This window comes from Kitasatospora sp. NPDC056181 (genome assembly GCF_042266225.1).
GTDB lineage: Bacteria > Actinomycetota > Actinomycetes > Streptomycetales > Streptomycetaceae > Kitasatospora.
In genome coordinates this window covers 1-23574 of the sequence record NZ_JBHJUK010000074.1, presented here as the reverse complement: position 1 = coordinate 23574, position 23574 = coordinate 1, and the positions used below count along the sequence as shown (strand labels likewise).

Here is a 23574-nt window from a genome sequence, read left to right as displayed (position 1 = left end):
GAACGGGGACCGGACGGGAAGGGGACTGGACCGGCAGTGGGCCGGTCAGGATTGCACCGGGTCACCGATCCGACCCGCGAAGGCGACGGGTCCGTGTTGAGCATCGATCCGTTCTCCTTGGCCGACGCCACCCTGGTGTCGGTTGTGGCCGCCGTTCTCTGCACGGGGACCAAGGCCGTCGCGGCGCTCGACGTTGCCGCGTTCGCTGGTCCCGGGAGTCGAGGCGTTCGGCGAACTGCGCTCGACATGGCGGCGTTCCCGGACCGACGGCACGAGCGAGGGTACAACCGGGCCGCCACGCCGTGCAGGGCCTGAGGCAACAGGAGCCGCCGCAGTACCGGCGGAAGCCACCGCAGTCCGTCGCCACCACAGTCCGTAGCAGCAGTCCGTGGCAACCGTCCGGCTCCACCGCAGCCCTCAGACCGCCCGCAGGGCACCCGGGCGGCGGCCGGTGAGGCGGTCGAGTGCGGCGGCGGTCGCCTCGTCGGCCGGGAGGTGGACGACGATCCGCTGGTCGTCGTCGGCGGGCAGTTCGAGCGTCTCGTAGGCGAGCCGCAGCTCCCCCACCTCCGGGTGGACGACCCGGGTGAGCCCGTTCGCCTGCGGCAGCCCGGGCACGGACTCCAGCCGGCCGGAGAACTCCGCTCCGCACGCGACGGTCAACTCGTCCATCAACGCGCCGACATGGGCGTCCGACCGCCCCGGTCCCTGCTTGATGGCGGCGACCTGCTCGTCGGCGACCCGGTCCCAGTCCGGATAGGCCGCGCGCGCCCGCGGATCGGTGAAGACGAACCGCGCGAGGCTCGGCCGCCTGCCGTCCAGCAGTCCGACCGGCCCGGCCAGCCGCCGGTAGCCTTCCGTGCAGGCCAGGATCTCGCTCAGCCTGTTCAACACCAGGGCGGGAGCCGGTTCCAGGTGGTCCAGCAAGGCCTGCACGGTCGGCCGGACCACCCGGTTCGGCCCGGCGCCTCCCGTACAACTGAAGCCCGGATCGGCACCCTTGACGAGCCGGTGCAGGTGGACCCGCTCGGCGGCGGTGAGCCGCAGCGCGTCCGCCAGCGCCGACAGCACCGGAGGTGACGGCCGCCGGTCCCGCCCCTGCTCCAGCCTGGTGACGTACTCGACACTGACCCCGGCGATCGTCGCCAGCTCCGCGCGACGCAGTCCGGGCGTACGCCGCCGCGGTCCGACGGGCAGCCCGGCCTCGGCCGGCGTGACGGCCTCACGGCGGAGGCGGAGGAAGAGGCCCAGCTCGTTGTCGCTCACCCGCCGAACGTAACACCCGTCCCCGGAGCGGATCGTGGCCCTGCCACTACCACTCTCCAGCCGGTCTCCCTCCCGGATCGTCCCGCCCGGCAGATTGGAGTCGTCAGGCCCGCCCCGGGCCACCCGACAACCCACGGAGCACCCCCATGTCCAATGAACGACTCAACCTCGCAGTGCTGGTCGGCAGTGTCCGGGACGGCCGCTTCGGCCCGGTCGTGGCGAACTGGTTCACCGAACAGGCCGGACGGCACGGCGAGTTCGCCGTTGACCTGATCGACCTGGCGGACTTCGACATCCCGCTCGAACTGCCCTCCGTGCCACCGGCGATGCAGCCCGACCTGCCCCGCCCCGCCGGGATGGCCGAGCTGACCCGGCGGCTCAGGACCGCCGACGCGGTCGTCGTGGTGACGCCCGACTACAACCGCAGCTTCCCGGCCGCCCTGAAGGCCGCCATCGACTGGCACTACACCGAGTGGCAGGCCAAGCCGATCGGCTTCGTCGGCTACAGCGGCGCCAGCGGCGGCCTGCTGGCGATCGAGCAACTGCGCCAGGTGTTCAACGAGTTGCACGCCCACACCGTCCGGGAGTACGTCTCCTTCCCCCGCTACTACCTGCTCTTCTCGCCGGACGGCACCCTCATCGCCCCGGAGGAGCCGGAGGGCTCGGCCAAGGTCCTGCTCGACCAACTGCACTGGTGGGCTGCGGTCCTTCACGACGCCCGCCGCGACCGCCCGTACGTCGCCGGCCGGTGACCCGTCCGACACCCCGGGGCGCCGGAACCCTCCGTCAACCCGGGCCCGGAGACGCGTCGTTGCGCCGCCGGACAGCCGTCGTCGAAGTGGTGAGGAGGTGGCGAGGAGGGGTGGTCGGCCGGGAGTGGCACGGATACCGTGATCGCATGAAACAGGACGATCAGTTACTCCTCAGCTCGTCGTTCGGCACGGCGGCGGGCGCGTACGCCGAACACCGCCCGGACTACGCGCAGGCCGCGGTGAGTTGGGCGATCGAACCCGCGCCCGGCCTCCGGGTGCTCGACCTCGGCGCCGGAACCGGCAAGCTCACCGCCACGCTGGTCGCGGCGGGTGCCGAGGTCACGGCGGTCGAGCCCGACCCGGCGATGCTGGCCGAACTGCGCCGTGGACTGCCGACGGTCCGCGCCCTGCAGGGCAGCGCCGAGGCGATCCCGCTGCCGGACGCCTCCGTCGACGTCGTGCTGGCCGGCAACGCCATGCACTGGTTCGACATGGCGGTCGCGGGACCGGAGATCGCCAGGGTCCTGGCACCCGGCGGCGTCCTGGCCGGCCTGTGGAACCTCCTGGACGACCGGGTCGAGTGGGTCGCCGGGCTCACGCGGGTCAGCCCGGTCGAGGCCATCGGTCCCCGCGACACGCCCGCCAGTTGGCGCGCCGAGACGGCCGGGATGCACCTTCCCAAGACGGACGCGGCCGCCCGGTTCGGCTCACCGGAGCAGGCCGAGTTCCCGCACGGGCAGCGCCGCACCGCCGAGTCCCTCGTGGCGACCCTCGCGACGAGGGCCGGGATGCTGGTCATGCCGGAGCAGGAGCGGGAGGCCGCGCTCGGCCGGGTCCTCGCCTACCTCGCGGGTCAACCGGACACCACCCACGGCGAGTTCACCCTCCCGATGCTGACCGGCGTGCTGCGCGTCCGGCGGCTGTGAGGCATCGCGCCAAGCGGAATCGAAAACACTTCGGTCCCCACCCCGTCAGGGAGGGGACCGAAGGACGAGCAGGCGCGGCGCCGGATGCGGCGGCCGCGGTGTGGTGACCTCCGCGGCCCCGACCGGTACGTCCGGCCGGGGCCCGCGAAGAAAGGGCCGGACCAGGCCCTGGGGCCGCACCAAGGCTCGGGCCTGACCAAGCCATTGGGCTGGACCATGCCTTCGGGCCGGACCAGACCTTCGGGCCGGACTAGGCCTTGGGGCCGGCCGACTGGACGACCTCGAAGGACCACAGGGTGGAGCCGGTCGCCGCGGGGCGCTGCGGGGCCTCGCCCTCGGCGGGCGGCGGGCCCTGGCGGTGGGCGGCCTGCATGGGGCCCTCCATCCAGGCCTTGAAGTCCTCCTCGCTGCGCCAGCGGGTGTAGACGAGGTAGCTGTCGGTGCCCTCGACCGGGCGGAGCAGCTCGAACCACTCGAAGCCGTCCGAGTTCTCGACGGCCCCGGCCCGGGAGGCGAAGCGCTTCTCCAGCACCTCACGCTGTTCGGCCGGAACGGTCAGCACGTTGATCTTCACGACGGACACGCCGCACCTCCTCGTTCACCGCGGCCCGTGCGGGCCGCGGTTCTGATGTGTGTCAGCAGCAGTCTGCTACACCACACACCACCGGCCGGACCAAGGCCGGGCGGAGATCCGTGGAGGTCGGACGGAGGCCGGCGAAGGTCAGGCGAAGGTCAGGCGATCCACCCCGGGGTGAAGCGGTCCTCCTCCGGGTCGCCCACCTTGAACACCCGGGCGCCGCCCGGCGCGGTGACGACGGCACTGAAAGCGGCCTCGGCGGTGATCCGGCGCGCCACCCCGGCCGGCAGGACGACGGTGTCACCGGCCGCCACGGTGAGGGTGTCGTCACCGAGTTCGACGGTCGCGCCGCCGGACACGACCGCCCAGATCTGCTCGGCGTCGAATACGTGCAGCGGGCCCTGCCCGCCCTCCTTCATCTCGACCCGCCACAGGGAGTTGGTGGCGCCGCCCTGGGTGGGCGAGGCGAGGGTGGTCATCACGGCGTTGGGCGTCTCGGTGCGACGGGCTTCGGTGCTGCGGATGACGGTCATGCGTGAACCCCCTACAATGGACAATCAAGTTGTCTATATAGTCAATGAGGTTGTCCATCTTGTCAAGCGACTCCGCACCCCCGGGTTTCGAGCTGCCGCTCCGCCTCCTCCTCGCCTTCCGCCTGATCATCGACGAGCTGCACGAGCGCATCGCCCGCGAGGGCCACCCGGACCTGCGCCCGATGCACGGGTTCGTCTTCCAGGCGATCGGTCCCGGCGGCACGACCGCCGTCGAGCTCGGCCGCCGGCTGGGCGTCTCCAAGCAGGCCGCCGGCAAGACCGTCGAGCAGCTCGAACAGCTCGGTTACGTCGAGCGCGGAAGCGACCCGGACGACGCCCGCCGCAAGGTGGTCCGGCTCACCGCACGCGGCACCGACTGCCTCGTCCGCTCCGCCCGGATCTTCGACGAGCTGCGCACCCAGTGGTCCGAGACGCTCGGCGAGGAGCGGCTGCGCGCCCTGGAGTCGGACCTGCGCGCACTCGCCCCCGGCGACCCGTTCCGCCTCGACACCCCTCGCTGGTTCGGTTCGCCCTGAGGGCGGTTCACCCTGAGGGCGGTTCACCCTGAACACGGCTCGCCCTGAGGGCGGTTCGCCCTCAGGGATGAGGCGGCCGCACTCAGAACGAACGTCCCTCCGCGTGGTACGGGTGCTCCGGTCCGACCAGGTCCGGCCGGTCCGGTCGGTCGCGCTCGTCGGCGCAGAGGGCGGAGGAGAGCCGGGTCAGCAGGTCGGCGAGGTCCGCGTACTGCTTCTCGTCCCAGTCGCCGAGGAGTTCGGAGAGCTGCTCCCGCCGGGCGGCCACCAGCCTCAGCGCCACCTCCTCGCCCGGTTCGGTGAGCCGCAGCGGGAGACCGCCGGTGCGCGAGGCGAGCCCCCCGCCCTCGACCTCGCGGACGGCCTCGTCGATCACCGCCATCGGGACGATCCGCCGCTCGGCCAGTTCGGCGGGCTCGACCGAGCCGTGGTGGTACATCTGCAACAGCAGCCAGCTGGAGGCCGGTTTGAGGTCCAGTCCGGCGCCCTCGGTGATCCGCCGGAAGAGGTCGCGGCGGGCCTCCCGGGTACTCAGTACCGAGAGGGCGCGGGCGATCTCGTCCAACGAGGACCGCTCGACCGGGTTGAGGCCGATGGACTCGCTGAGGTCGGGGGCGGTGACCGTCGAGCGGAGCTTCTGCTCGCGCAGGAAGAGCGAGAGCACGAAGGCGACGACGGCGACCGGCACCGCGTACAGGAAGACCCGGGTGATCGACTCGGCGTACGCGTGGTAGATCGCGTCCTGCACGTCGGTCGGGAGCCCGGCGATGACGCGCGGGTCGGAGGTGACCGCCCCGGGGCTGAAGCCGGGCGGCAGCGGCACCCCGGCGAGGGCGTCCTGGAGCCGGTCGTTCAGCCCGGACGCGAAGACGGTGCCGAACACGGAGACGCCGAAGGACGCCCCGATGGAGCGGAAGAAGGTGGCGCCGGCGGTGGCGACGCCGAGGTCCTGGTAGCCGACGGAGTTCTGCACGATCAGCACCAGCACCTGCATCACCAGGCCCAGGCCGAGGCCGAAGACGAGGAAGTAGCAGCTCATCTCGAAGGTGCTGCTGTGCTCGTCCAGCCGGGAGAGCAGCAGCAGGCCCACGGTGGTGACGGCCGTTCCGGCGATCGGGAAGATCCGGTAGTGGCCGGTGCGGGCGACGATCTGGCCGGAGCCGATCGAGGTGACCAGCATGCCCAGCACCATCGGCAGCATGTGGATGCCGGACATGGTCGGCGAGACCTGCATGACCACCTGGAGGAAGGTCGGCAGGTAGGTGAGCGCGCCGAACATGGCGAAGCCGACGACGAAGGAGATGACGGCGACCAGGCTGAACGTCCGCGAGCGGAACAGCCGCAACGGCAGCACCGGCTCGGCGGCGGCCCGTTCGACCAGCACGAACGCGACCAGCAGGACGAGGCCCAGCACGCCGAGGCCGACGATCTGCCAGGAGTTCCACTCCCACGTCGTACCGCCGAGGGAGGTCATCAGCACCAGGCAGGTGGCCACCGAGGCGATCAGCACGGTGCCCAGGTAGTCGATCCGGTGCCGCCGCTTCACCTCCGTCCCGTGCAGCACGGCGGCGATCACCACCAGGGCGACCACACCGATCGGCAGGTTGATGTAGAAGACCCAGCGCCAGCTGAGGTTGTCCACGAAGAGGCCACCGAGCAGCGGGCCGAGCACGCTGGTGACGCCGAAGACGGCGCCGAAGAGGCCCTGGTACTTCCCGCGGTCCCGGGGTGAGACCAGGTCACCGACGATGGCCTGCGAAAGCACCATCAGCCCGCCGCCGCCGAGGCCCTGCAGGGCGCGGAAGGCGATCAGTTCGCCCATGTTCTGGGCGATGCCGCAGAGCACCGAGCCCAGCAGGAAGATCACGATCGAGGCCTGGAAGAACCGCTTCCGGCCGTACATGTCGCCGAGCTTGCCCCAGAGCGGGGTGGCCGCGGTCGAGGCGAGCATGTAGGCGGTGACCACCCAGGAGAGGTGCTCCAGTCCGCCCAGGTCGCTGACGATGGTGGGCAGTGCCGTGGAGACGATGGTCTGGTCGAGCGCGGCGAGCAGCATCGCCAGCAGCAGGGCGCTGATCGGGACCCAGAGCCTGGGGACGGCGGCCTCCGGCGGGCCCGGCTCGCTCGCGGGGCTCCGGTCGGACGCGGCGATCGGATCCGTCATGGGGTCTCCGTAGGGGTCGCGGGCCTGGGGCGGGGCGCGGGCCCGGGGTTGCCGGCCCCGGACGGCCGGGGGTCCGTGCGGTCGATCACTCCCGGTTCACCATGCTGTCAGAAATGCCCTGGTTTGCGCCGTTCAGTTGAGCCGAACGCAAGAGCGGCGGCCATCCGGGTGACACTCCGGCCCCGCCGACCGTTCATCAAGTCCCAACCGCCACCAACCGGCACAACACCCCCAGAGCGGGCCGGACGCCCCTGTCCCACCGTCCGGGACGTCCTGCATAATCAGGCGCGTTCGCCCCCGGGAACACGCGTCCGGGCACCTGCGTCCGAGAGAACGTCCGAGCAGGCGTCCGGGAGCAGACGCCCGGGAACGCGCAGGGGGAGCAACGCGAGAACTGATCCGAGACCGAGGAGGACCGGCCGATGCCGGACCAGCACTGCCCGACGTGCGGCACCGCACGCTCCGCCGGGTGCCGGTGCCTCCCGGACCCGAGCCTGACCGAGACCACCGTCCTGCCCCACCTCGAAGGCCCGCCGCTGGTCCGGCCGTACGTGGCGCAGACCGCCGGACAGGTCGCGGACGCCCCGCCGAACGGCGCTCAGGCCGGCGGCGTCCAGGCCGGTGGCGCTCAGGCCGGCGGCGGCGTTGCGGCGGACCCGTTCGCCACCGCCCTGCTGCCACCCGTCCAGCAACCGCCGCTCCAGCAACCGCCGTTCCAGCAGCCCGTCCAGCAACCGCCGTTCCAGCAGCAGCCGCTCCAGGCGCCGACGGCACCTGTGGCACCGATGCCACCGACCGCACCCATGACGCCGCCGGGCCCGATGGCGCCGCCCTCGGTGCAGGCGACGACCGTCCTCCCGCAGGTCCCGCCGGCCGGGCCGGACGCCGGTGCGTACGCGACCACCGTGCTGCCCCCGGTCATGGCGGCGCCCCAGGACGACCAGCACCTCCCCCCCGCCGACGGCGACGAGATCGGCCTCTTCCCCTTCACCCACTCCGCACCGCCCGCCGCCCCCGGGGCCGCGGCGGGCACCGGCGGCCGGGCCGCCCGGCGCGCGGCGGAGCAGGCGGAGGGGGGCGTGTCGGCCCGGCGCAAGGGGCTGCTGGTGGCCGCCGGCGCCGGACTGCTGGCGGTCACCGTCGGCCTGGCGTACGCGGTGACGCCCTCCGACGAGCCGAGCCACCAGGCGCAGCCGGCGCCCTCGACGACCCTGGCGCCCCCGCCGGTCGACCCGACCAAGCCGCCGGAGCCGAGCCCGAGCGCACCGCCGTCCACCAGCGACGCCCCGAGCCCGACGGCGACCAGGACGGCCCGGCCGAGCCCGACCAGGACGGCGGCGCCCGCCCCCACGGCCGCGACCCCGCCGCCCGCGGCCGCTCCCCCGGCACCCACCACCCCGCCGCCCGCGGCGCCGAGCCCGTCGGCCAGCCCGACGCCGACGCCCACGGCGACCACCCCGACGCCCACCGCGTCCCCGACGATCCGGGTGCTCCAGCTGAACATGACCGGACCGGACGTCAAGGACATGCAGCAGCGCCTGTGGGCCGCCGAGTGCGGCATCGTCGACAAGTCGATCATCACCGGCACGTTCGACTACTGGACCCAGACGGTGCTGAACGACTTCCAGCGCTACAACCGGATCAAGGGCGAGAACAACGTCTACGGGCCGAAGACCCGGGCCGCACTGGAGGCCGACCCGGGCTGCTGACCCTTCGTCAGCCGGTGACCGCCTGGAAGATGCTGACCCCGGCCATCAGGATCATCACACCGGCCGCGACCCGGATGATCACCTTCATCGGCACGTACTTCAGCAGCTTCTGCCCGCCCGCGATGGCGATCCCCGCGACGGCGCACAGCGCCAGCCAGGCCCCGAGGCCCACGGCCAGCGGATCGGCGTACTTGGCGGCCAGGTTGGCGGTCATGATCTGGGTGAGGTCGCCGAACTCCGCGATCGCGACGACCGCGAAGCTGGCCCCGGCCACCTTCCAGAAGCTGTTGGCGGACGGCTCCTTGGCGGCGTGCCCGTCCTCGTCCTCCCCGCCGTGGAAGAGCAGCATGGCGGCGCCGGCCAGGAACAGCAGGCCGGTGACGCCCTCCACCCAGCGGTGCGGCAGCAGCGAGAGCAGGTGCCCGGCGACCAGGGCGAGGCCGACCTGGACGGCCATGGCGGCGGCGACACCGGCGAAGACGTAGCCCGCCCGGTACTTGGTGCCGAGCATCAGGCTGGCCAGGGCAGTCTTGTCCGGCAGTTCGGCCAGGAAGATGATGCCGAAGGTGACGGCGAGCACGGTCAGGCTCATGCGCCCGCCCCGCTTCGCTCGACAGGGGCATTCGCCCGTACGCACCTTCGGACGGTTCGCTCGCTCATCGGAGGTTGGATTCCCTCGGTCGGGCTGTCCGGCCTCGGCAGCTCCGCAAGGGGTCGCTTCGGCCCGACAGCACTGGTCATGGTCACAGCACTGCGGCCGAAGGTCTCGCCGGCACCCGCACGCGACCGCGCGGACTGCCCCGGGCGCCGGGCCCCGGGGGGCCAGTATGTCGACGGTCCGGTGGAGGGCTACTCCCCTTCAACGCCGTCCAGCCTACCGGACGCCGTCGGGCACGGGCTCCGCGCCCACCAGGCCGCGGGCGACCAGCTCCAGCACCACCACGATCGCCACCGACTCCACCGCCAGCAGCGCGACCAGCACGAACAGCTGCACCGCCCCCGCCTGCACGGGGGTGGCACCGCCGAGCAGCATGCCGACGAAGGCCCCGGGCAGCGTGACCAGGCCCACCGTCCGGGTCTGGTCGAGCGCGGGAACGAGCGAGGTGGCGGCAGCGGTACGGCAGATCTCCAGCCGGGCGTCGCGCGGCTCGAAGCCCAGCGCGAGCGCCGCCTCCACCTCGCCGTGGCGCTGCCGCAGCTCGTCCAGGGCACGGCGGCCGGCCAGCGAGGTGGCGGTGAGCGCGCCGCCGATCAGGATGCCGGCGACCGGGATGACCGAGAGGCCCTTGAGCGGCAGCAGCCCGACGCCGAGCAGCAGGGCGAGCACCGGCAGCACCCCGGCGCCGATCGGCGCGGCCGCCCTGGTCCACTCCGGACCGGGGGTGATCCGCCGGCCGGCCGTCCGGACCGCGACCGTGAACATCAGCAGCACGAAGAGCGCCGACCACCAGAGCGAGCCGACCACCCAGGTGATCACCAGCGCGACGGCCGCCAACTGCACGACCGCGCGCAGCCCGGCCCGGAGCACCGCGTGCCCGTGGCCCAGCAGGCCCCACCCGGCCACCGCCACGGCGGCGGCCAGCAGGACGGCGGTGACCACCCCGAGCACCGGGGTGACCGGCAGCAGCTGGCCGCCGCCCGCGGCCGCGAGCGGCACCGGCGTCAGATCCAGCTGGTGAACCACATCCGGTCCTGCCAGGACGTCATCGGGATCACCTCCGCCGTGTAGAGCGGGTAGAAGAAGGCGAAGCAGCCGACGACGGCCAGCACGATCAGCCCGGCCCCCACGGCTCCGTAGCGGCGCCGTTCGGGCGTGCAGCCCTCCGGCCCGAGCATCGCGCCGAGCATCTGGGCGACGGCCAGGCAGAGGAACGGCACCAGCACGACCATGTAGAAGGAGAAGACCGTCCGCTCCTGGTACTGGAACCACGGCAGGTAGATCCCGGCGACGCCGCAGAGCACGGCGCCGGAGCGCCAGTCCCGGCGGAAGAACCAGCGCCAGAGCAGGTAGACCAGGGCGAAGCAGGCCGCCCACCACAGCACGGGGGTGCCGAGGCCGAGGATCTGCGCCGCGCAGCCGCCGGAGGCGGTGCAGCCGTGCTGCCCGTTCGGCACCTGTTCCCAGTACATGGAGACCGGGCGGCCCTGGACCAGCCAGCTGAAGGGGTTGGACTGGTACGTGTGCGGGGTGCTCAGCCCGGTGTTGAAGTCGTACATCTGCGAGTGGTAGTGCCAGAGGCTGCGCAGCGGAGCGGGCACCCAGGTCATGGGGATCTGCGGCAGCGGGACGCCCAGGAAGCTGTCCGGGGAGAGGCCGGCCCGGCTGTCGGCCCAGTGCCGGTCGTACCCGCCGCCGGTCCTGCCGCCGGCGACGAGCCAGCCGGTCCAGGCGCCCACGTACACCACCAGGGCCGAGCCGACCACGGCGAGGAAGGCGGGAGCGGCGTCGCGGCGCAGCATCGAGCGCCACGGGCGCCGGGCGCCGGCCCAGCGCCGGCCGGACTGGTCCCAGAGCACGGTGAGCAGGCCGAAGGCGGCGAGGATCATGGAGCCGTTCCACTTGACCGCGCAGGCGGCGCCGAGGCACACGCCGGCGGCGATCCGCCAGGGGCGCCAGCCGAGGCGGACGGTGTCGCCGCCGTAGGCGTCGCGGACGGCGGCCAGGCGGGCCCGGGTGTGGTCGCGGTCGATCAGCAGGCTGCCGAAGGCGGCGAGGACGAAGAACATCTGGACGCCGTCGAGCAGGCCGACCCGGCTCATCACCAGCTGGAGGCCGTCGACGGACATCAGCAGGGCGGCGGTGCAGCCGATCAGGGTGGACCCGAAGAGCCGGCGGCCGATCCGGGCCAGCATCAGCACGGTGACGGTGCCCAGCAGGGCGGTCATGAACCGCCAGCCGAAGGGGTGCAGCCCGAAGGCCGCCTCGCCCAGCGAGATCACCCACTTGCCGAGCGGCGGGTGGGCGATGAACTCGGGCGCGGAGGTGAGCGGGACGTTCTGCGGCACGGCCAGGATGTCGGCGTTGGCGCTGTCCGACCAGGTGCCCTCGTAGCCCTGCTTGAGCAGCGACCAGGCGTCCTTGGGGTAGTACGTCTCGTCGAAGACGAAGGCGTTGGGGTAGCCGAGGTTCCAGAACCGGAGGAGTCCGGCGAAGAGCGCCACGCCGATCGGCCCGAGCCAGCCGGACCGGTCGGCCGCCCAGCGCAGCAGCCCCCGCGGCGCCGGTGTCGGGGCCGCGGGGGCTGGTGGTGCGGGTGGGTGCGTGAGCGCCGCTTGCGTCATAGCCTCGCCGATTCGCCTGTCTCGCCTGTGCCGGCCGGGGCCGGGCGGTCAACAGCAACTGACACTATGTGCCGCTGGTCGCGAATCCAAGCGCGACGGGCGCCGTCCAGGTGACCCGGACGGCGCAGTCGCACGGCTGCTCAGCGCGGTCACGCCGCGGTCTGCAGCTCCCGGACGGGCAGGGTGGTGCGGACCACGACCGGGGCCGCGTTGTCCTGGGCCGCGGTGAGGTACGGGCGCAGCTTCAGCGCCAGGACGACGATCAGCAGGGTGGAGCCGGCCATCGCCGCCAGGTAGAGCGGCCAGGTGCCGGAGCCGACCAGCAGCACGCCGACGGCCGGGCCGACCGCGATCGCGATCTGCTTCACCAGGGCGTACCCGGAGTTGTAGGTGCCGAGCAGCCGGGCCGGGGCGAGATCGGCGACGATCGGGCCCATGGTGGGGGCGAGCAGCGACTCGCCGACCCCGAACAGGGCGTAGATCGAGACGATCGCGACCGTGGCGGCCATGGTCTCGGTCCGGATCAGGCCGGCGACCAGGGCCATCGCCCAGGCGCCCAGCCAGACCACGCCGGCCGCGGCCATCGCGGTGGTGCGCCGGCGGCGCGCGGTGATCCGCACCACGAACATCTGGAGCACCACGATGGTCAGCGCGTTGGCGCCGATGGCGATGCCCAGGGTGGAGGGCGCGGTGCCGACGGTGTCGGTGGCGAAGGCCGCGACGCCGGACTCGAACTGGCCGTAGCAGGTGAAGAAGATCAGCCCGGCGAGCACGCAGAGCCGCAGCATCGCCTTGTCGGCGACCAGCGCGCGCAGGCCCTGCGGCCCGCCCTTCTGGTCCTGGACGAGGACGGGTGCGGCGTTCGGGATCCGCGCCGTGCCGGTGACCAGGGCGAGGCCCAGGAAGGTCGCCGCCTCGATGGTGAACAGCCTGGTCAGGCTGGCCGGGTCGGCGACGTCGACGATCTGGCCGCCGACCAGCGCGCCGATGCCCATGCCCAGGTTGACCAGGGTGAACTGCAGCGCGAAGGCGTGCGAGCGGGTCGCGGCGGTCGAGCAGCGGACGATCATCGTGGCCAGCGCCGGCTGGCAGGTGGTGACACCCGCGCCGAAGAGGAAGGAGGAGACCAGCAGGGCCGGGGTGCCGGTGGCGTGGCCGAAGGCGAACGCGCCGGTGGCGGCGAGCGCGGCGCCGGCCAGCAGCACCGGGCGCGGGCCGTACCGGTCGATGCCGCGGCCGGTGAACGGGAGAACGGCGAGCGCGGCCAGCGCGAAGACGGTGAACACCATCCCGGCGGCCAGCGAGCCCAGCCCCCGCACCTGGTCCACGTACACGAACATGTACGGCATCGTGAACCCGCTGCCGAACGCACTGAGCGCGTTGCCGATCTGGACGCGGCGCAGCGGGCCGCCCGCCCCGCGCGTCTGCTGCCTCTGCTGCTTCACCGTGCCGGTCACCGTGCACACCCCTTCATGAGGTCCCTGCCGGCCCACGAGCCGGCTTTCGCTGGATACTCTTAAGTCCGTAAGATTTAAGAGCTAAAGTCTGACGTCATAAAGTCTTAGCACCAGAAGAGTGAGGAGTCAAAGGCTTAAGGGGTGCACCCCGCGTGCGACACTGTTGCGCATGACTGCAGAGAAGCCCGCGCCGGCCACCGCCCGCGAGCTGGGCATCGCCGAGCAGGTGGCCGTCTACCAGCGGGAATTCCCCGATGTGGACCCCCAGGTGGAGACCATCGTGCAGACCCTCTCCCGGGTCGCCCGGCGGATGAGCGTCGCCTACGACCGGCAGCTGACTGTGCTCGGAATCACCTCCGCCGAGTGGGAGGTGCTCAAGGCCCTGGTGGTCGCCGGGAGCCCCTACCGGCTGGGCCCGGGCGAGCTGGCCAAGCGGCTCGGACTCACCCCCGCCGCGATGACCCACCGGATCGACCGGATGGTCGCCGAGGACCTCGTCACCCGGGAGCGCGACGAGACCAACCGGGTCCGGGTGATCATCGAGCTGACCGACAACGGCCGCGACAAGTGGCTGGAGTCGATGCGGATGGCCGCCGTCTTCGAGGAGGTGCTGCTCCAGGACCTCGTCGGCGAGGAGCGCATCGTGCTCTCCGGCATGCTCGCGCGGATGCTGCGGAGGATCGAGGAGACCCAGCCCGACGCCCTCGGGCGCACCGACGACCTGGCCTGAGCACCGGGCATCAGGTCGGCGCCGAGCCGGACAGCACGAAATCCGGCCCGCCGGGGGGCTCCCCCGGCGGGCCGGACCGTTCCTGGTGGTGCGAGGGTCCGTCAGGCCCTCATGTGCTCAGTCGCTCGGGCGGTTCAGCAGGGGCCGTTGTCGGTCCAGACGCCCCACTGACCGGTGGTGGTGGGGTCCTCGCCCTTGGTCCACCACTTGTTGGTGTAGTAGTGGCCCTTCCAGGAGACCTTGGTCGGGTTGGCGTAGGTGGCGGCCGAGTCCCAGCCCGGGGCGGCGGAGCAGCCGGCCGGGGTGGTCGGGGTCGCGGTGGCGGTCGGGGTGGCCGTGGCCGTCGCGGTGGCGGTCGGCGTGGGGGTCACCGTCGGAGTCGCGGTCGCGGTCGGGGTGGGCGTCGGCGCGGCCGGGCAGCCGGCGGCGGAGCCGTTGGTGGCCTCGACCATCTTGTCGAACAGCGCGGTCTTGGTGCCCAGGTCGTACAGCGAGAAGGCGAAGGAGCCGCCGAGGCCGTTGCAGTGGGCGTAGTCGACCTTGGCCTGGATCGACCGGGCGTCCTCACCGGACCAGAAGGTGGAGCCGTCGTAGAAGTACGTGGTCTTCGCCGTGTCGTCCCAGAAGGTCTTGGCCGGGTTGTCGACGAAGCCCGCGAGCTCCTTGTACATCTGGATGCCGGGCACGCTGCCGGACATCGAGGCGCCGGCGGCCGGGCCGGTGGCGGGCTGGAAGAGGCCGTTCTTGCCGTTGTTCTGGACGCCGGTCCAGCCGCGGTAGTAGAAGGGGACGCCCACGTTGATCTTCTTCGCGGGGAAGCCGCCCGGAATGCCGTAGTCGGCGTCGCCGGCGGTGTACGCCTTGATCGCGGCGTCGACCGAGTACTTGCCGTGGCCCGGCGCGGCCGGGGTCATCGGGTCGTCCGGGCCGGAGTAGAGCGGTGCCTGGTGGTTGGTCGGGCCCTTGGCGTCCCACGCACCGTGCATGTCGTAGGTCATGATGTCCAGGAACGTCAGGTACTGGCCGATCTTGTCGGTCTCGACGTTCCGGATCTTGTCCTGGCCGGCGCCGACCGCCGCCGCGGTGGCGTAGGTCTTGCCGTCGGCCTTGCCCTGGGCGTCGAGCTGCTCGCGCAGTTCCTTCAGCAGCAGGGTGAAGTTCTGCTTGTCGTTCGGGCTGGAGAGGTTGCCGGTGTGGCCGCCGCCGCCCGGGTACTCCCAGTCGATGTCGATGCCGTCGAAGACGCCGGCCGCCGCACCCTGGCCGCCGTAGCCGGCGTCGACCGGCAGGTTGCCCTTGATGAACATGTCGATGCAGGACGAGACCAGGTGCTTGCGCGAGGCGTCCGTGGCGGCCGCCGCCGAGAAGTACTTGGAGTAGGTCCAGCCGCCCAGCGAGATCAGGATCTTGAGGTTGGGGTTCTTCGCCTTCAGCTTCTTCAGCTGGTTGAAGTTGCCCGCGATCGGCTGGCCCCAGACGTCACCGACGCCGTCGACCGAGATGTCCGGCCCGAAGCTCTTCTGGTAGTCCGCGAAGGCGTCGCCCGCGCCGTCACCGGCGTTCGGGTTGTTGTCGTCCTGGTTGGCGGCCTTGGTGGCCTCGAAACAGCCCAGGTCGGTCGGGTTGATGTTGGCGAACGAGTAGATCAGGTAGTCCAGCTTCCCGGCCACGCCGGTGTCCTGGATCGTCTTGGGGTAGTACGCGTTCGCGTAGATCGACCACTGGTCGAAGTAGGCGACCTTGATGCCGCCGCTGGTGGCCGGTGCGCCGGTGGAGTTGGTGACGGCCGCGTTGGCCGGGGCGCCGCCGGAGAGGGCGAGGCCCGCGCCGAGCAGCAGGGAGGCGGTCGTCCCGGCCGCGACGGCGGCCAGGCTCTTCGGGCGCCGGCGGCGGCCGCCCTCCTGGGCCGGGGTCCCGGCCCTTTCGATACGTGAACGGAGCATGGGTGCGTGACTCCTGGTTGTGGGGGATTCCGCCGCCCCGGCGGGTCCGTACGGGGTGGGGCCGCACGACCAGGGCATGACAGAACGAGGGAAGGGAATCGAGCGGGAACATGCCTTGACGGACACCGGGATATGCCGAACCGGCGCCCGCGGCCAAGACCGCTGACGCCGGTTCAGGGGCTCCCTGCACCTGGGAATAAAATGGACTAGACCAAATCCCCCGTCAAGGGGTGATGTTGAGCCTTGAGCCGCCCTTAAGGTTGGCCGATTTCCTCGTCACCCCCGCTGACCTGCGGGTCAGTAGCGGACGGCATTTGCCACTTCGGCCTTGACCGTGCCGGTCAGATCCCGGTTGCTGTGCGCGGTGGCCTGGGCGCTCTGCCCGGGGGCGACGTCCGGAACGGTCACCGCCGTCGCGTCCAGCACGTTGCCGGAGCCGTCGGTGAAGTTGACCTGGATCACGTAGCGGCCCGACTGCTGCCCGTGGTTGGTGATGGTGAGCGGCACCTCGGCCTTGCCGTCCGAGCCGATCGTGACCGCTCCGGCGGCGACGTCGCCCTTGGCGTCCAGCCCGCCCTTGATGCCCGCGACGGCCGAGGAGGCCGCCGCCTCGGCCGACGCGGCCGCCGACGCGACGGCCGAGGAGATCCCGCCCGCGGCCGAGGCGGCCGCCGAAGCCGCCGCCGAGGCCGCGGCGGAGGCGGCCGCGGAGAGCCCGGACTCCACCGCGCCCGCGACCGAGGAGACGGCGCTGCTGGCCTTGCCGTTCGAGGAGCAGCCGGCCAGCGCCGTCGCGCCGAGCACGACCGCGGCCAGCACGCCGGCCAGCGCACGGCGGGGGCGGTGGACGACGGGAGCGTCCGGGTCCTGCGCGGTCGGCCGGAAGGGGGCCGCCGTCCGGCGCCCGGGCCGCTGCTGCGGCCCGCGGTCGGACCGGTGCACGGGCCGGCTATCGGCCCGGTTCTCAGGCCGGTTCTCAGACCGGCACTCGGGCCGGCGCTCGGGCCGGTGGTCCGGCTGACGATCCATCGGGGTCCTCGATTCTGCCCGGCGCCGGGGTACCCGGCACACCTCCCGCCCACCCTCCGAGGCCGTGGTCGCGGCCGCCAGCGGGGCTGGTGCGTCCGGGTGAGCGCGGCCGTGGGGCGCCGCACCCGGGTGACGGCACGGTGCACGGGAAGTCGGCCGGCCCGACTTCCCGTGCACCGGTTCCCCCGGAACAGGCGGCCTGCAGGACTAGCGGTCTCAGGACGGGCGGTTTCAGGACAGGCCCGAGCCCTCCTGCTCCTCGGCCTCCACCGCGGCCCGCTCCTCGCTCAGCCGGACCGCGTGCCGGCGGCGGGCCACCACGCCGTACGCCGAGGCCGCGCTGGCCACGAAGGCGAGCATCCCCACCCACGGGCGGTCGAAGGCGTGCCCGGTCAGGTGGTCCAGCGAGTACCGGCCCGGCCCGGCCAGGCCCAGCGCCAGGCCGGTCGCGCCGAGGAAGGCGGGGTACTCGTAGCCCCCCGCGGTGACGAAGAAGCCGGCCGGCGCGTGCACCGCGACCGCGCCCGCCATGGTTCCGGCCACCACCGCGCCGGCCACCGGCGTGGCCAGGCCGGCCACCAGCATGGCACCGCCGCCGGCCTCGCCGAGGCCCGCCGCGATGGCGCTCTGCCGACCCGGATGGAAGCCCATGTGCTCCATCGCCTGGGCGGTGCCCTCCAGGCCGCCGCCACCGAACCAGCCGAACAGCTTCTGGGTGCCGTGCGCGATCAGTACCCCGCCGACGGCGCCGCGCAGGGCCAGCAGGCCCAGGTCCTTACGGTTCAGACACATGTCGCATCCTCGTTCCAGCGCAGGGTGGTCCCGCTTCCATAGCAGCCGAAAGGGCGGGCCTGATCGACCTGGGACCGCCATCCGGGGGAATATCGAGGAGGAGGGGAATACGGGGCGAGCAGGAGTGGAGGGCAGATGACCGTCACCCGGCCGGAGCGGCCCACGTACGTTCTGGACGGCCGCGGGATCACCGACCGCGCCGCCTTCTACACGGCCCTCGGCGCCGCCCTGAACGGCCCCGGCGGCTACTACGGCTCCAACCTCGACGCGCTGGCCGACTGCCTGCACGGCGGGTTCGGCCCCACTCCCCCGTTCACCCTGCTCTGGAAGGACGCCGACACCGCCCGCCGGCACCTGACCGGCACGGTCCTCCTCGGCGAGCGGCAGGTCGGCTACTTCGACGCGATCCTCGTCACCCTGCGCGCCGAGGGCGTGGCGGTCGAACTGCGATGATCATCCCGGCCATGCTTGGCCCATGTTCGTCTTCAACCTGAGCGGCGCCTTCATCGCCTTCTTCGCCGTCGTCGGCCCGCCGAAGGTCCTGCTGTCGTTCGCCCGGCTGGCGGCCACCCGGAGCACCGCGGAGCTGCGGCAGCTCGCGGCCTGGTCCACGCTGATCTCCGCCGTCATCGCGGTGGTGCTCGCCTACACGGCCGACGCCGTCACCTCGCTGTTCCACATCAGCGACCAGTCGCTGCAGCTGGCCGGCGGGACGATCTTCTTCGTCTACGCCGTCGCGCTGGTCCTCGGCATCCACCTGGGCGTCGGCCCGGACGAGGCCGACGAGCACCTGCCGAACCCGATGGTGGACGGCATCCGCGAGCTGCTGCTGCCGTACATCGCCAGCCCGCTGGCGGTCACCGCGGTGCTGGTGGCCTCCCTCAGCAAGGACGACTGGGGCTGGCGGACCACCATCGTCGGGGCCTACCTCGCGGTCGTGGTGATCAACTACTTCTGCGTGGCGGCGCTGGCCCCGCTGATGCGGCGCACCCACCGGACCTCGCTGGAGGTGCTCTCCCGGCTGCTCGGCCTGCTGCTGGCGGCGGTCGGCGTGGAGCTGTTCCTGAACGGCCTGGCGGGGCTCGGCGTCCACCTGCCGGACGGGCACTGAGCCCGGCCGACAGGGGGCGCTGCGGGTCAGCCGGCCGCCAGCCGGGCCAGCACCTCGCCGATCCGGTCCCGGACCAGCGGGTCGGTGGCCAGACCGTCCGGGCCCACGGCCGCGCGGTCCAGCGGGATCCGCACGCAGGCCTCCTCCAGCACGGCCGCGCCGGTGTAGCCGAGCACGGTGCGCAGCGTCGCCTCGGCTCCCTGGCCGCGGCCGGGGGCGGCGGCGTTGATCCAGGCGGACGGCTTGTCCGAGATCTCGGTGCCGCCGACCGTCCAGTCCAGCAGGTTCTTGAAGGCTCCGGGCAGCGTGCCCGCGTACTCCGGGGTGCAGATCAGCAGGGCGTCGGCGGCCTCGATGGCGGCCCGCAGCTCGATGACCGGCCCGGGCAGCGGGTCGGTGTCGTCGTCAGGGTTGAAGTGCGGCAGCGCGGCCAGGCCGGTGTAGTACGTGGCGGTGACGCCCTCGGTGGTCTGCGCGACCGCGGCGGCGGTGCGCAGCACCGTCTCGTTGGTGGAGCCGGCGCGCAGGCTGCCGGAGAGCAGCAGGATGTGACACTCGTCGTTCGGCATGGCGAGGAACCTACCGCTCCGCCGGGCCTGCCGCTCCGCCGGGCCTGACGTTCCGTCGGATCCGGGGGTTCCGCCGGGTCCGCGGTCCAGCCGGGCCCGGGGTTTCGCCGGGTCCGGGGTTCCGCCGGGTCCGGGGCTCCGCCCGCCCGGAGGGGCGGCTCAGGGAACGACCACCGGGCGCCAGGGCACCGGGCTGGAGAGGATCATCGAACTGGACGGCTGCCCGTACGCGCCGAGCCGGTCGGTCAGGGCCTCGAAGTCGGCCATCGTGGGCACCGCGACCAGCAGCACGCAGCAGGCCCCGCCGGTCACCCGGTGCAGCTGGAGCACCTCGGGCCAGCAGGCCACCTCGGGGTCGCGCAGCACGCAGCGCGGACCGTAGCACTGGAGCTGCACGAGCGCGGTGATCGGCAGCCCGGCCCGGACGGGGTCGACGTGGGCGTGGTAGCCGCTGATCACCCCGTCCGCCTCCAGCCGGCGCACCCGTTCGGCCACGGCGGGTGCGGAGAGGCTCACCCGGCGGGAGAGTTCGTTGTACGAGAGCCGGGCGTCCTCCTGCAGTTCGGCCAACAGGCGGCGGTCGACGGCGTCCACGGCGGCTCCCGGGAGGTGGTGGTGGCGGATATCGGGCGGTGGGCGGCGGGCCCGGGAGGGCGGGCCCGCGGACGGCCGGATTCCGCCGTTTCGCGATCGTAAAGCAGATCGGCGCAAAGACCTCTCGAATGACAGGTCAGGAGGCCGTTGCGATGCCCGGAGCCCATTCAAGAGCCGGTGGTGGCCACCGCACAATTGGGGCCCCGCAACGGTGCGGGTCATCAGGAGGGATCGGGATGGGGCACGACGCGGTGGAGAAGCCCAACCTGTCGTTCGGTCGGGACGGCGAACCGGGTCACGGCACCCCGTACGCCCGGTACGTGCGGCTGGCCGAGCTGCACAGCCTGCAGAACCCGCGCAGCAAGGTGCCGGCCGAGCTGTCGTTCATCGTCACCACCCAGGTGATGGAGCTGCTCTTCGGCCTGCTGCGGCACGAGTGGACGCTCGCCCAGCAGGCGCTGCGCGAGGACGACCTGCCGGCGGCGCTGGCGGCGCTGCGCCGCGGCACCCACGTCCAGGACGTGCTGGTGGAGTCCTGGGACCTGCTGGCGACCATGACGCCGCAGGAGTTCAACGCCTTCCGCTCGGTGTTCGGCGAGGCCTCGGGCTTCCAGTCCTCGGCCTTCCTGCACCTGGAGTTCCTGCTCGGCAACAAGAACGCGGCCCTGCTGCGGATGTACGACGAGGTGCCGCAGACCCAGGCCGAACTGCGGGAGGCCCTGCGCTCCCCCGGCCTGTACGACGACGCGCTGGCCCTGCTCGCCCGGCACGGACTGGCCGTGCCGCACGAGCCGTCCGAGCAGCGGCACCGCGCCGACCCGGCGGTGGAGGCGGCCTGGCGGCAGGTCTACACCGACCCCGGCCACGCGGCGCTGCAGCCGCTCGCCGAGGCACTGCTGGACGTCGCCGAGCGGGTGACCCGCTGGCGCCAGCGGCACCTGGCGTCGGTCAGGCGTGCGATGGGGGCCAAGCCCGGCTCGGGCGGCTCCAGCGGTCTGACCTGGCTGCGCAAGGCCGCCGAGCAGGACGTCTTCCCGGAGCTGTGGACCGTCCGGGACGAGCTGTGAACGAGCGATCCGCCACCGAGGGACAGGACGGGAACGTGGGCGAGAGGACGGGCATGATCACGCGCGAGGAGTGCGAGGCGCTGGACGCCGCCGACCCGCTGGCGGCGTTCCGCAAGGAGTTCGCGCTGCCGGAGGGGGTCGTCTACCTGGACGGGAACTCGCTCGGCGCGCTGCCGGCCCGCACCCCCGGGCGGGTGCGGCAGGTGGTCGAGGAGGAGTGGGGCCGGGAGCTGATCCGCAGCTGGAACGAGGCCGGCTGGTTCGAGCAGCCCTACCGGCTGGGCCGCCGGATCGCCCCGCTGATCGGGGCCGGGCCGGCGGAGGTGGTCGTCTGCGACACCACCTCGGTCAACCTGTTCAAGGTGCTGACGGCCGCGCTGCGGCTGCGCCCCGGCCGTCGCACGGTGCTCGGCGACGGCGCGGCGTTCCCGACCGACCTCTACATCGCCGAGGGCGTGACCGGGCTGTTCGAGGGCGCGCGCAGCGTCCTGGTCGCGCCGGAGGAGCTGGACCGGCACCTCGACGGGGACGTCGCGGTCGTCGTCCTCTCCCACGTCGACTACCGCACCGGCGAGCTGCTGGACATGCCCGGGATCACCGCCCGGGTGCAGGCCGCGGGCGCGCTGATGATCTGGGACGTCTGCCACTCGGTGGGCGCGCTCCCGGTCGAACTCGGCGCGAGCGGTGCCGACTTCGCCGTCGGCTGCACCTACAAGTACCTGAACGGCGGCCCCGGTTCACCGGCCTTCCTGTACGTGGCCGAGCGCCACCTCGCGGCCGGGCCGGAGCAGCCGCTGAGCGGCTGGTTCGGGCACGCCCGCCCGTTCGCCTTCGAGCCCGGGTACGACCCGAAGGCGGGCATCGGCCGCTTCCTGACCAGCTCGCCCTCGCTGCTCGGCCAGGCGGCGCTGGAGTCCTCGCTGGACGTCTGGGAGCGGGCCGACCTGGCCGCGGTGCGGGCGAAGAGCCTGGCGCTGACCGATCTGTTCATCGCCCTGACGGAGGGCCTGGACGGGGTCGAGGTGGCCACCCCGCGCGAGCACGCCCGGCGCGGCAGCCAGGTCGCGCTGCGGCACGCCGACGGCTACCCCGTGGTGCAGGCGCTGATCGCGCGCGGGGTGATCGGGGACTTCCGCGCCCCGGACCTCATGCGGTTCGGCTTCACCCCGCTCTACCTGTCGTACACCGAGGTCTGGGACGCGGCGCAGCAGCTGGCCGAGGTCCTGGAGAGCGGCGAGTGGCGGGAGGAACGCTTCTCCCGGCGCGGCGAGGTGACCTGACCGTCGTCCGCCCCTCCCGTCTTGCCGTTGACAATGCCCAGCATTGAAGTCGTCGGCATGGCAAGGACGTCGGCGGGCCACGAGACCCGCGAGAAGCTGCTGCGGGCCGCGGAGGAACTCTTCGCCACCCGAGGCGTGGAAGCGGCTCTGACCAGGGACATCACCCGGCTCGCCGGGCAGAGCAACCCCTCCGCCGTGCAGTACCGCTTCGGCTCCCGCGAGGGCCTGCTCGACGCGATCATGGCCGCCTGCCAGGAACGCACCGAGCAGGCCCTCGCGCCGCTTCTGCCCGGACTCGGCACCGCCCCGTTGGCCGGACTGCTCGGCGCCCTGGTCGGGGCCGAGGCCCCCGAGATCGCCACCGCCGTGGTCTACCTGCTCTCCGACGACTCCTCCTACGTCACCGGCGCCGAACTCGCCGTGGACGGCGGCTGGACGGCCGGCCTGACGGTGAAGTACGTCATGGGGCAGTGACCCCCGGCCGGGCCCGCCGGGCCGCCGCCCGGCCCCCGGCCCCCGGCTCGCCCCGTCCCCGCTTCGCCGCCGAGCCCGTTGTGCCGCCGCCCCCGTTGTGCCGCCGGGCCTGCAACCGGCCGGTGGTGGTTCGGCCACAACCCCGACGGGCAGGTACTCCTATGACCCATCGTCAGATCATAGGAGTGGCATATGAACCTGGCATCCGGGCCGTTGAGCCCCGAGCCCACCCAACTTCTCGTCGGCCTGGCCTGCTTCTTCGTGATGACCTGGTTGCTGGGCCGCAAGGTGCTGCCGCGGATCGAGCAGGTGCAGGCCGAGCGGCGGGAGGCGACCGAGGGCAGGCTGGAGCGGGCGGAGGAGATCCGCGCCGAGGCGGAACGGACGTACGAGGCGTACCGGCAGGAGCTGGCGACGGCCCGGCAGCAGGCCGCGCTGATACGGCAGGAGGCCGCCGAGCAGGGTGCGGCGATCATCGCGGCGGCCCGCGAGGAGGGCGTCCGGGAGCGCGACCGGCTGGTCGCCGAGGCGAACGCGCAGATCGCCGTCGACCAGGCGCTTGCGGCCGTCATGCTCCGCCGGGACGTCGGCGAGCTGGCCGTCGACCTGGCGGGACGGGTGGTCGGCGAGTCCGTGTCCGCCGTCGCCGCCGGGCGCGGCACGGTCGACCGCTTCTTCGACGAACGCTGAACCGGGGCGCCGGACGGCCCCGCCCGGCCCGGCCGCGCTGACTAAGCCCCCGCGGGCGGGCCCCCCGCACCCCCCACACGACCACGAGAACAA

The 23574-nt window shown here is 72.8% G+C and carries 23 protein-coding genes and 2 pseudogenes; 12 read left to right on the top strand and 13 right to left on the bottom strand.

Going from position 1 to position 23574, the window contains the following annotated elements; translation table 11 throughout:
• Nucleotides 1-417 precede the first annotated feature (417 nt).
• Nucleotides 418-1266: a helix-turn-helix domain-containing protein gene (locus ACFC1F_RS25535; protein WP_376161594.1), complete on the bottom strand. Its 849-nt coding sequence runs from the start codon at nt 1264-1266 to the stop codon at nt 418-420.
• Between the two features lie 146 nt (nt 1267-1412).
• Between ACFC1F_RS25535 and ACFC1F_RS25530 the strand changes: the two genes are divergently transcribed.
• Both ACFC1F_RS25530 and ACFC1F_RS25525 read left to right on the top strand, forming a co-directional pair.
• Nucleotides 1413-2018, top strand: a complete 606-nt coding sequence (locus ACFC1F_RS25530; protein ID WP_376161592.1) for an NADPH-dependent FMN reductase — start codon at nt 1413-1415, stop codon at nt 2016-2018.
• A 146-nt stretch (nt 2019-2164) separates the two neighbouring features.
• Nucleotides 2165-2944, top strand: coding sequence for a class I SAM-dependent methyltransferase (locus tag ACFC1F_RS25525; RefSeq protein ID WP_376161590.1), 780 nt, complete (start codon nt 2165-2167; stop codon nt 2942-2944).
• A gap of 250 nt (nt 2945-3194) precedes the next feature.
• On the opposite strand, the gene ACFC1F_RS25520 is transcribed toward ACFC1F_RS25525, so the two are convergent.
• The gene (locus ACFC1F_RS25520; protein WP_148645357.1) at nt 3195-3527 is read right to left on the bottom strand and encodes an antibiotic biosynthesis monooxygenase; all 333 of its coding nucleotides are present in this window, start codon (nt 3525-3527) and stop codon (nt 3195-3197) included.
• 149 nt (nt 3528-3676) lie between these two features.
• Entirely contained in the window at nt 3677-4054 is a 378-nt protein-coding gene (locus ACFC1F_RS25515; RefSeq protein WP_376161587.1) for a cupin domain-containing protein, read from the bottom strand.
• A 59-nt stretch (nt 4055-4113) separates the two neighbouring features.
• Here ACFC1F_RS25515 and ACFC1F_RS25510 point away from each other — a divergent pair, with 59 nt between their 5' ends.
• Complete coding sequence (locus ACFC1F_RS25510) at nt 4114-4590, top strand: MarR family winged helix-turn-helix transcriptional regulator (RefSeq protein WP_305852855.1); 477 nt, start codon at nt 4114-4116, stop codon at nt 4588-4590.
• An 82-nt stretch (nt 4591-4672) separates the two neighbouring features.
• Here the strand turns inward: ACFC1F_RS25510 and ACFC1F_RS25505 are convergent, their stop codons facing one another.
• Nucleotides 4673-6754: an MFS transporter gene (locus ACFC1F_RS25505; protein WP_376161586.1), complete on the bottom strand. Its 2082-nt coding sequence runs from the start codon at nt 6752-6754 to the stop codon at nt 4673-4675.
• Nucleotides 6755-7176: 422 nt separating this feature from the next.
• On the opposite strand from ACFC1F_RS25505, the gene ACFC1F_RS25500 reads away from it, so the two are divergent.
• Nucleotides 7177-8463, top strand: a complete 1287-nt coding sequence (locus ACFC1F_RS25500) for a peptidoglycan-binding protein (RefSeq protein WP_376161584.1) — start codon at nt 7177-7179, stop codon at nt 8461-8463.
• Nucleotides 8464-8470: 7 nt separating this feature from the next.
• On the opposite strand, the gene ACFC1F_RS25495 is transcribed toward ACFC1F_RS25500, so the two are convergent.
• From ACFC1F_RS25495 to ACFC1F_RS25480, 4 genes are all read right to left on the bottom strand, one after another.
• On the bottom strand, nt 8471-9055 hold the full coding sequence (locus ACFC1F_RS25495) for a TMEM165/GDT1 family protein (RefSeq protein ID WP_376161582.1): 585 nt from the start codon (nt 9053-9055) through the stop codon (nt 8471-8473).
• Between the two features lie 282 nt (nt 9056-9337).
• The gene (locus tag ACFC1F_RS25490) at nt 9338-10147 is read right to left on the bottom strand and encodes an ABC transporter permease (protein ID WP_376161580.1); all 810 of its coding nucleotides are present in this window, start codon (nt 10145-10147) and stop codon (nt 9338-9340) included.
• Nucleotides 10126-11745: a dolichyl-phosphate-mannose--protein mannosyltransferase gene (locus tag ACFC1F_RS25485; RefSeq protein WP_376161578.1), complete on the bottom strand. Its 1620-nt coding sequence runs from the start codon at nt 11743-11745 to the stop codon at nt 10126-10128. The genes ACFC1F_RS25490 and ACFC1F_RS25485 overlap by 22 nt, the downstream gene beginning before the upstream one ends.
• A 149-nt stretch (nt 11746-11894) precedes the next feature.
• On the bottom strand, nt 11895-13202 hold the full coding sequence (locus tag ACFC1F_RS25480; RefSeq protein ID WP_376161576.1) for an MFS transporter: 1308 nt from the start codon (nt 13200-13202) through the stop codon (nt 11895-11897).
• 169 nt (nt 13203-13371) lie between these two features.
• Here ACFC1F_RS25480 and ACFC1F_RS25475 point away from each other — a divergent pair, with 169 nt between their 5' ends.
• Nucleotides 13372-13932: a MarR family winged helix-turn-helix transcriptional regulator gene (locus ACFC1F_RS25475; RefSeq protein WP_209413442.1), complete on the top strand. Its 561-nt coding sequence runs from the start codon at nt 13372-13374 to the stop codon at nt 13930-13932.
• A 134-nt stretch (nt 13933-14066) separates the two neighbouring features.
• Here ACFC1F_RS25475 and ACFC1F_RS25470 read toward each other — a convergent pair whose 3' ends face one another.
• The 3 genes from ACFC1F_RS25470 to ACFC1F_RS25460 all read right to left on the bottom strand — a co-directional run bounded on the left by ACFC1F_RS25470 (nt 14067) and on the right by ACFC1F_RS25460 (nt 17696).
• Complete coding sequence (locus ACFC1F_RS25470; RefSeq protein WP_376161574.1) at nt 14067-15875, bottom strand: glycosyl hydrolase family 18 protein; 1809 nt, start codon at nt 15873-15875, stop codon at nt 14067-14069.
• Nucleotides 15876-16172: 297 nt separating this feature from the next.
• Nucleotides 16173-16817 (bottom strand): FxLYD domain-containing protein, encoded by a 645-nt coding sequence (locus ACFC1F_RS25465; RefSeq protein ID WP_376161572.1) that lies wholly within the window; start codon nt 16815-16817, stop codon nt 16173-16175.
• 318 nt (nt 16818-17135) lie between these two features.
• Nucleotides 17136-17696, bottom strand: a complete 561-nt coding sequence (locus ACFC1F_RS25460) for a DoxX family protein (RefSeq protein WP_376161571.1) — start codon at nt 17694-17696, stop codon at nt 17136-17138.
• Between the two features lie 135 nt (nt 17697-17831).
• Here ACFC1F_RS25460 and ACFC1F_RS25455 point away from each other — a divergent pair, with 135 nt between their 5' ends.
• Together ACFC1F_RS25455 and ACFC1F_RS25450 are read left to right on the top strand one after the other, a co-directional pair.
• On the top strand, nt 17832-18149 hold the full coding sequence (locus tag ACFC1F_RS25455; protein WP_376161569.1) for a barstar family protein: 318 nt from the start codon (nt 17832-17834) through the stop codon (nt 18147-18149).
• A gap of 22 nt (nt 18150-18171) precedes the next feature.
• Nucleotides 18172-18807, top strand: coding sequence for a MarC family protein (locus ACFC1F_RS25450; RefSeq protein WP_148645345.1), 636 nt, complete (start codon nt 18172-18174; stop codon nt 18805-18807).
• Between the two features lie 26 nt (nt 18808-18833).
• Here ACFC1F_RS25450 and ACFC1F_RS25445 read toward each other — a convergent pair whose 3' ends face one another.
• Together ACFC1F_RS25445 and ACFC1F_RS25440 are read right to left on the bottom strand one after the other, a co-directional pair.
• Nucleotides 18834-19376 (bottom strand): NADPH-dependent FMN reductase, encoded by a 543-nt coding sequence (locus tag ACFC1F_RS25445; protein WP_209413437.1) that lies wholly within the window; start codon nt 19374-19376, stop codon nt 18834-18836.
• A 159-nt stretch (nt 19377-19535) separates the two neighbouring features.
• Nucleotides 19536-19970, bottom strand: coding sequence for an Lrp/AsnC family transcriptional regulator (locus ACFC1F_RS25440; protein WP_376161566.1), 435 nt, complete (start codon nt 19968-19970; stop codon nt 19536-19538).
• 236 nt (nt 19971-20206) lie between these two features.
• On the opposite strand from ACFC1F_RS25440, the gene ACFC1F_RS25435 reads away from it, so the two are divergent.
• The 5 genes and pseudogenes from ACFC1F_RS25435 to atpF all read left to right on the top strand — a co-directional run bounded on the left by ACFC1F_RS25435 (nt 20207) and on the right by atpF (nt 23481).
• Entirely contained in the window at nt 20207-21037 is an 831-nt protein-coding gene (locus ACFC1F_RS25435; RefSeq protein WP_376161564.1) for a tryptophan 2,3-dioxygenase, read from the top strand.
• Between the two features lie 53 nt (nt 21038-21090).
• Entirely contained in the window at nt 21091-22317 is a 1227-nt protein-coding gene (kynU, locus tag ACFC1F_RS25430) for a kynureninase (protein ID WP_209413483.1), read from the top strand.
• A gap of 33 nt (nt 22318-22350) precedes the next feature.
• Nucleotides 22351-22545: pseudogene (locus ACFC1F_RS25425) on the top strand (TetR family transcriptional regulator); the annotation flags it as partial.
• A gap of 114 nt (nt 22546-22659) precedes the next feature.
• Nucleotides 22660-22791 (top strand): annotated as a pseudogene (locus ACFC1F_RS25420) (SDR family oxidoreductase); the annotation flags it as partial.
• Between the two features lie 192 nt (nt 22792-22983).
• Nucleotides 22984-23481, top strand: coding sequence for a F0F1 ATP synthase subunit B (gene atpF, locus ACFC1F_RS25415; RefSeq protein WP_376161562.1), 498 nt, complete (start codon nt 22984-22986; stop codon nt 23479-23481).
• Nucleotides 23482-23574 lie beyond the last annotated feature (93 nt).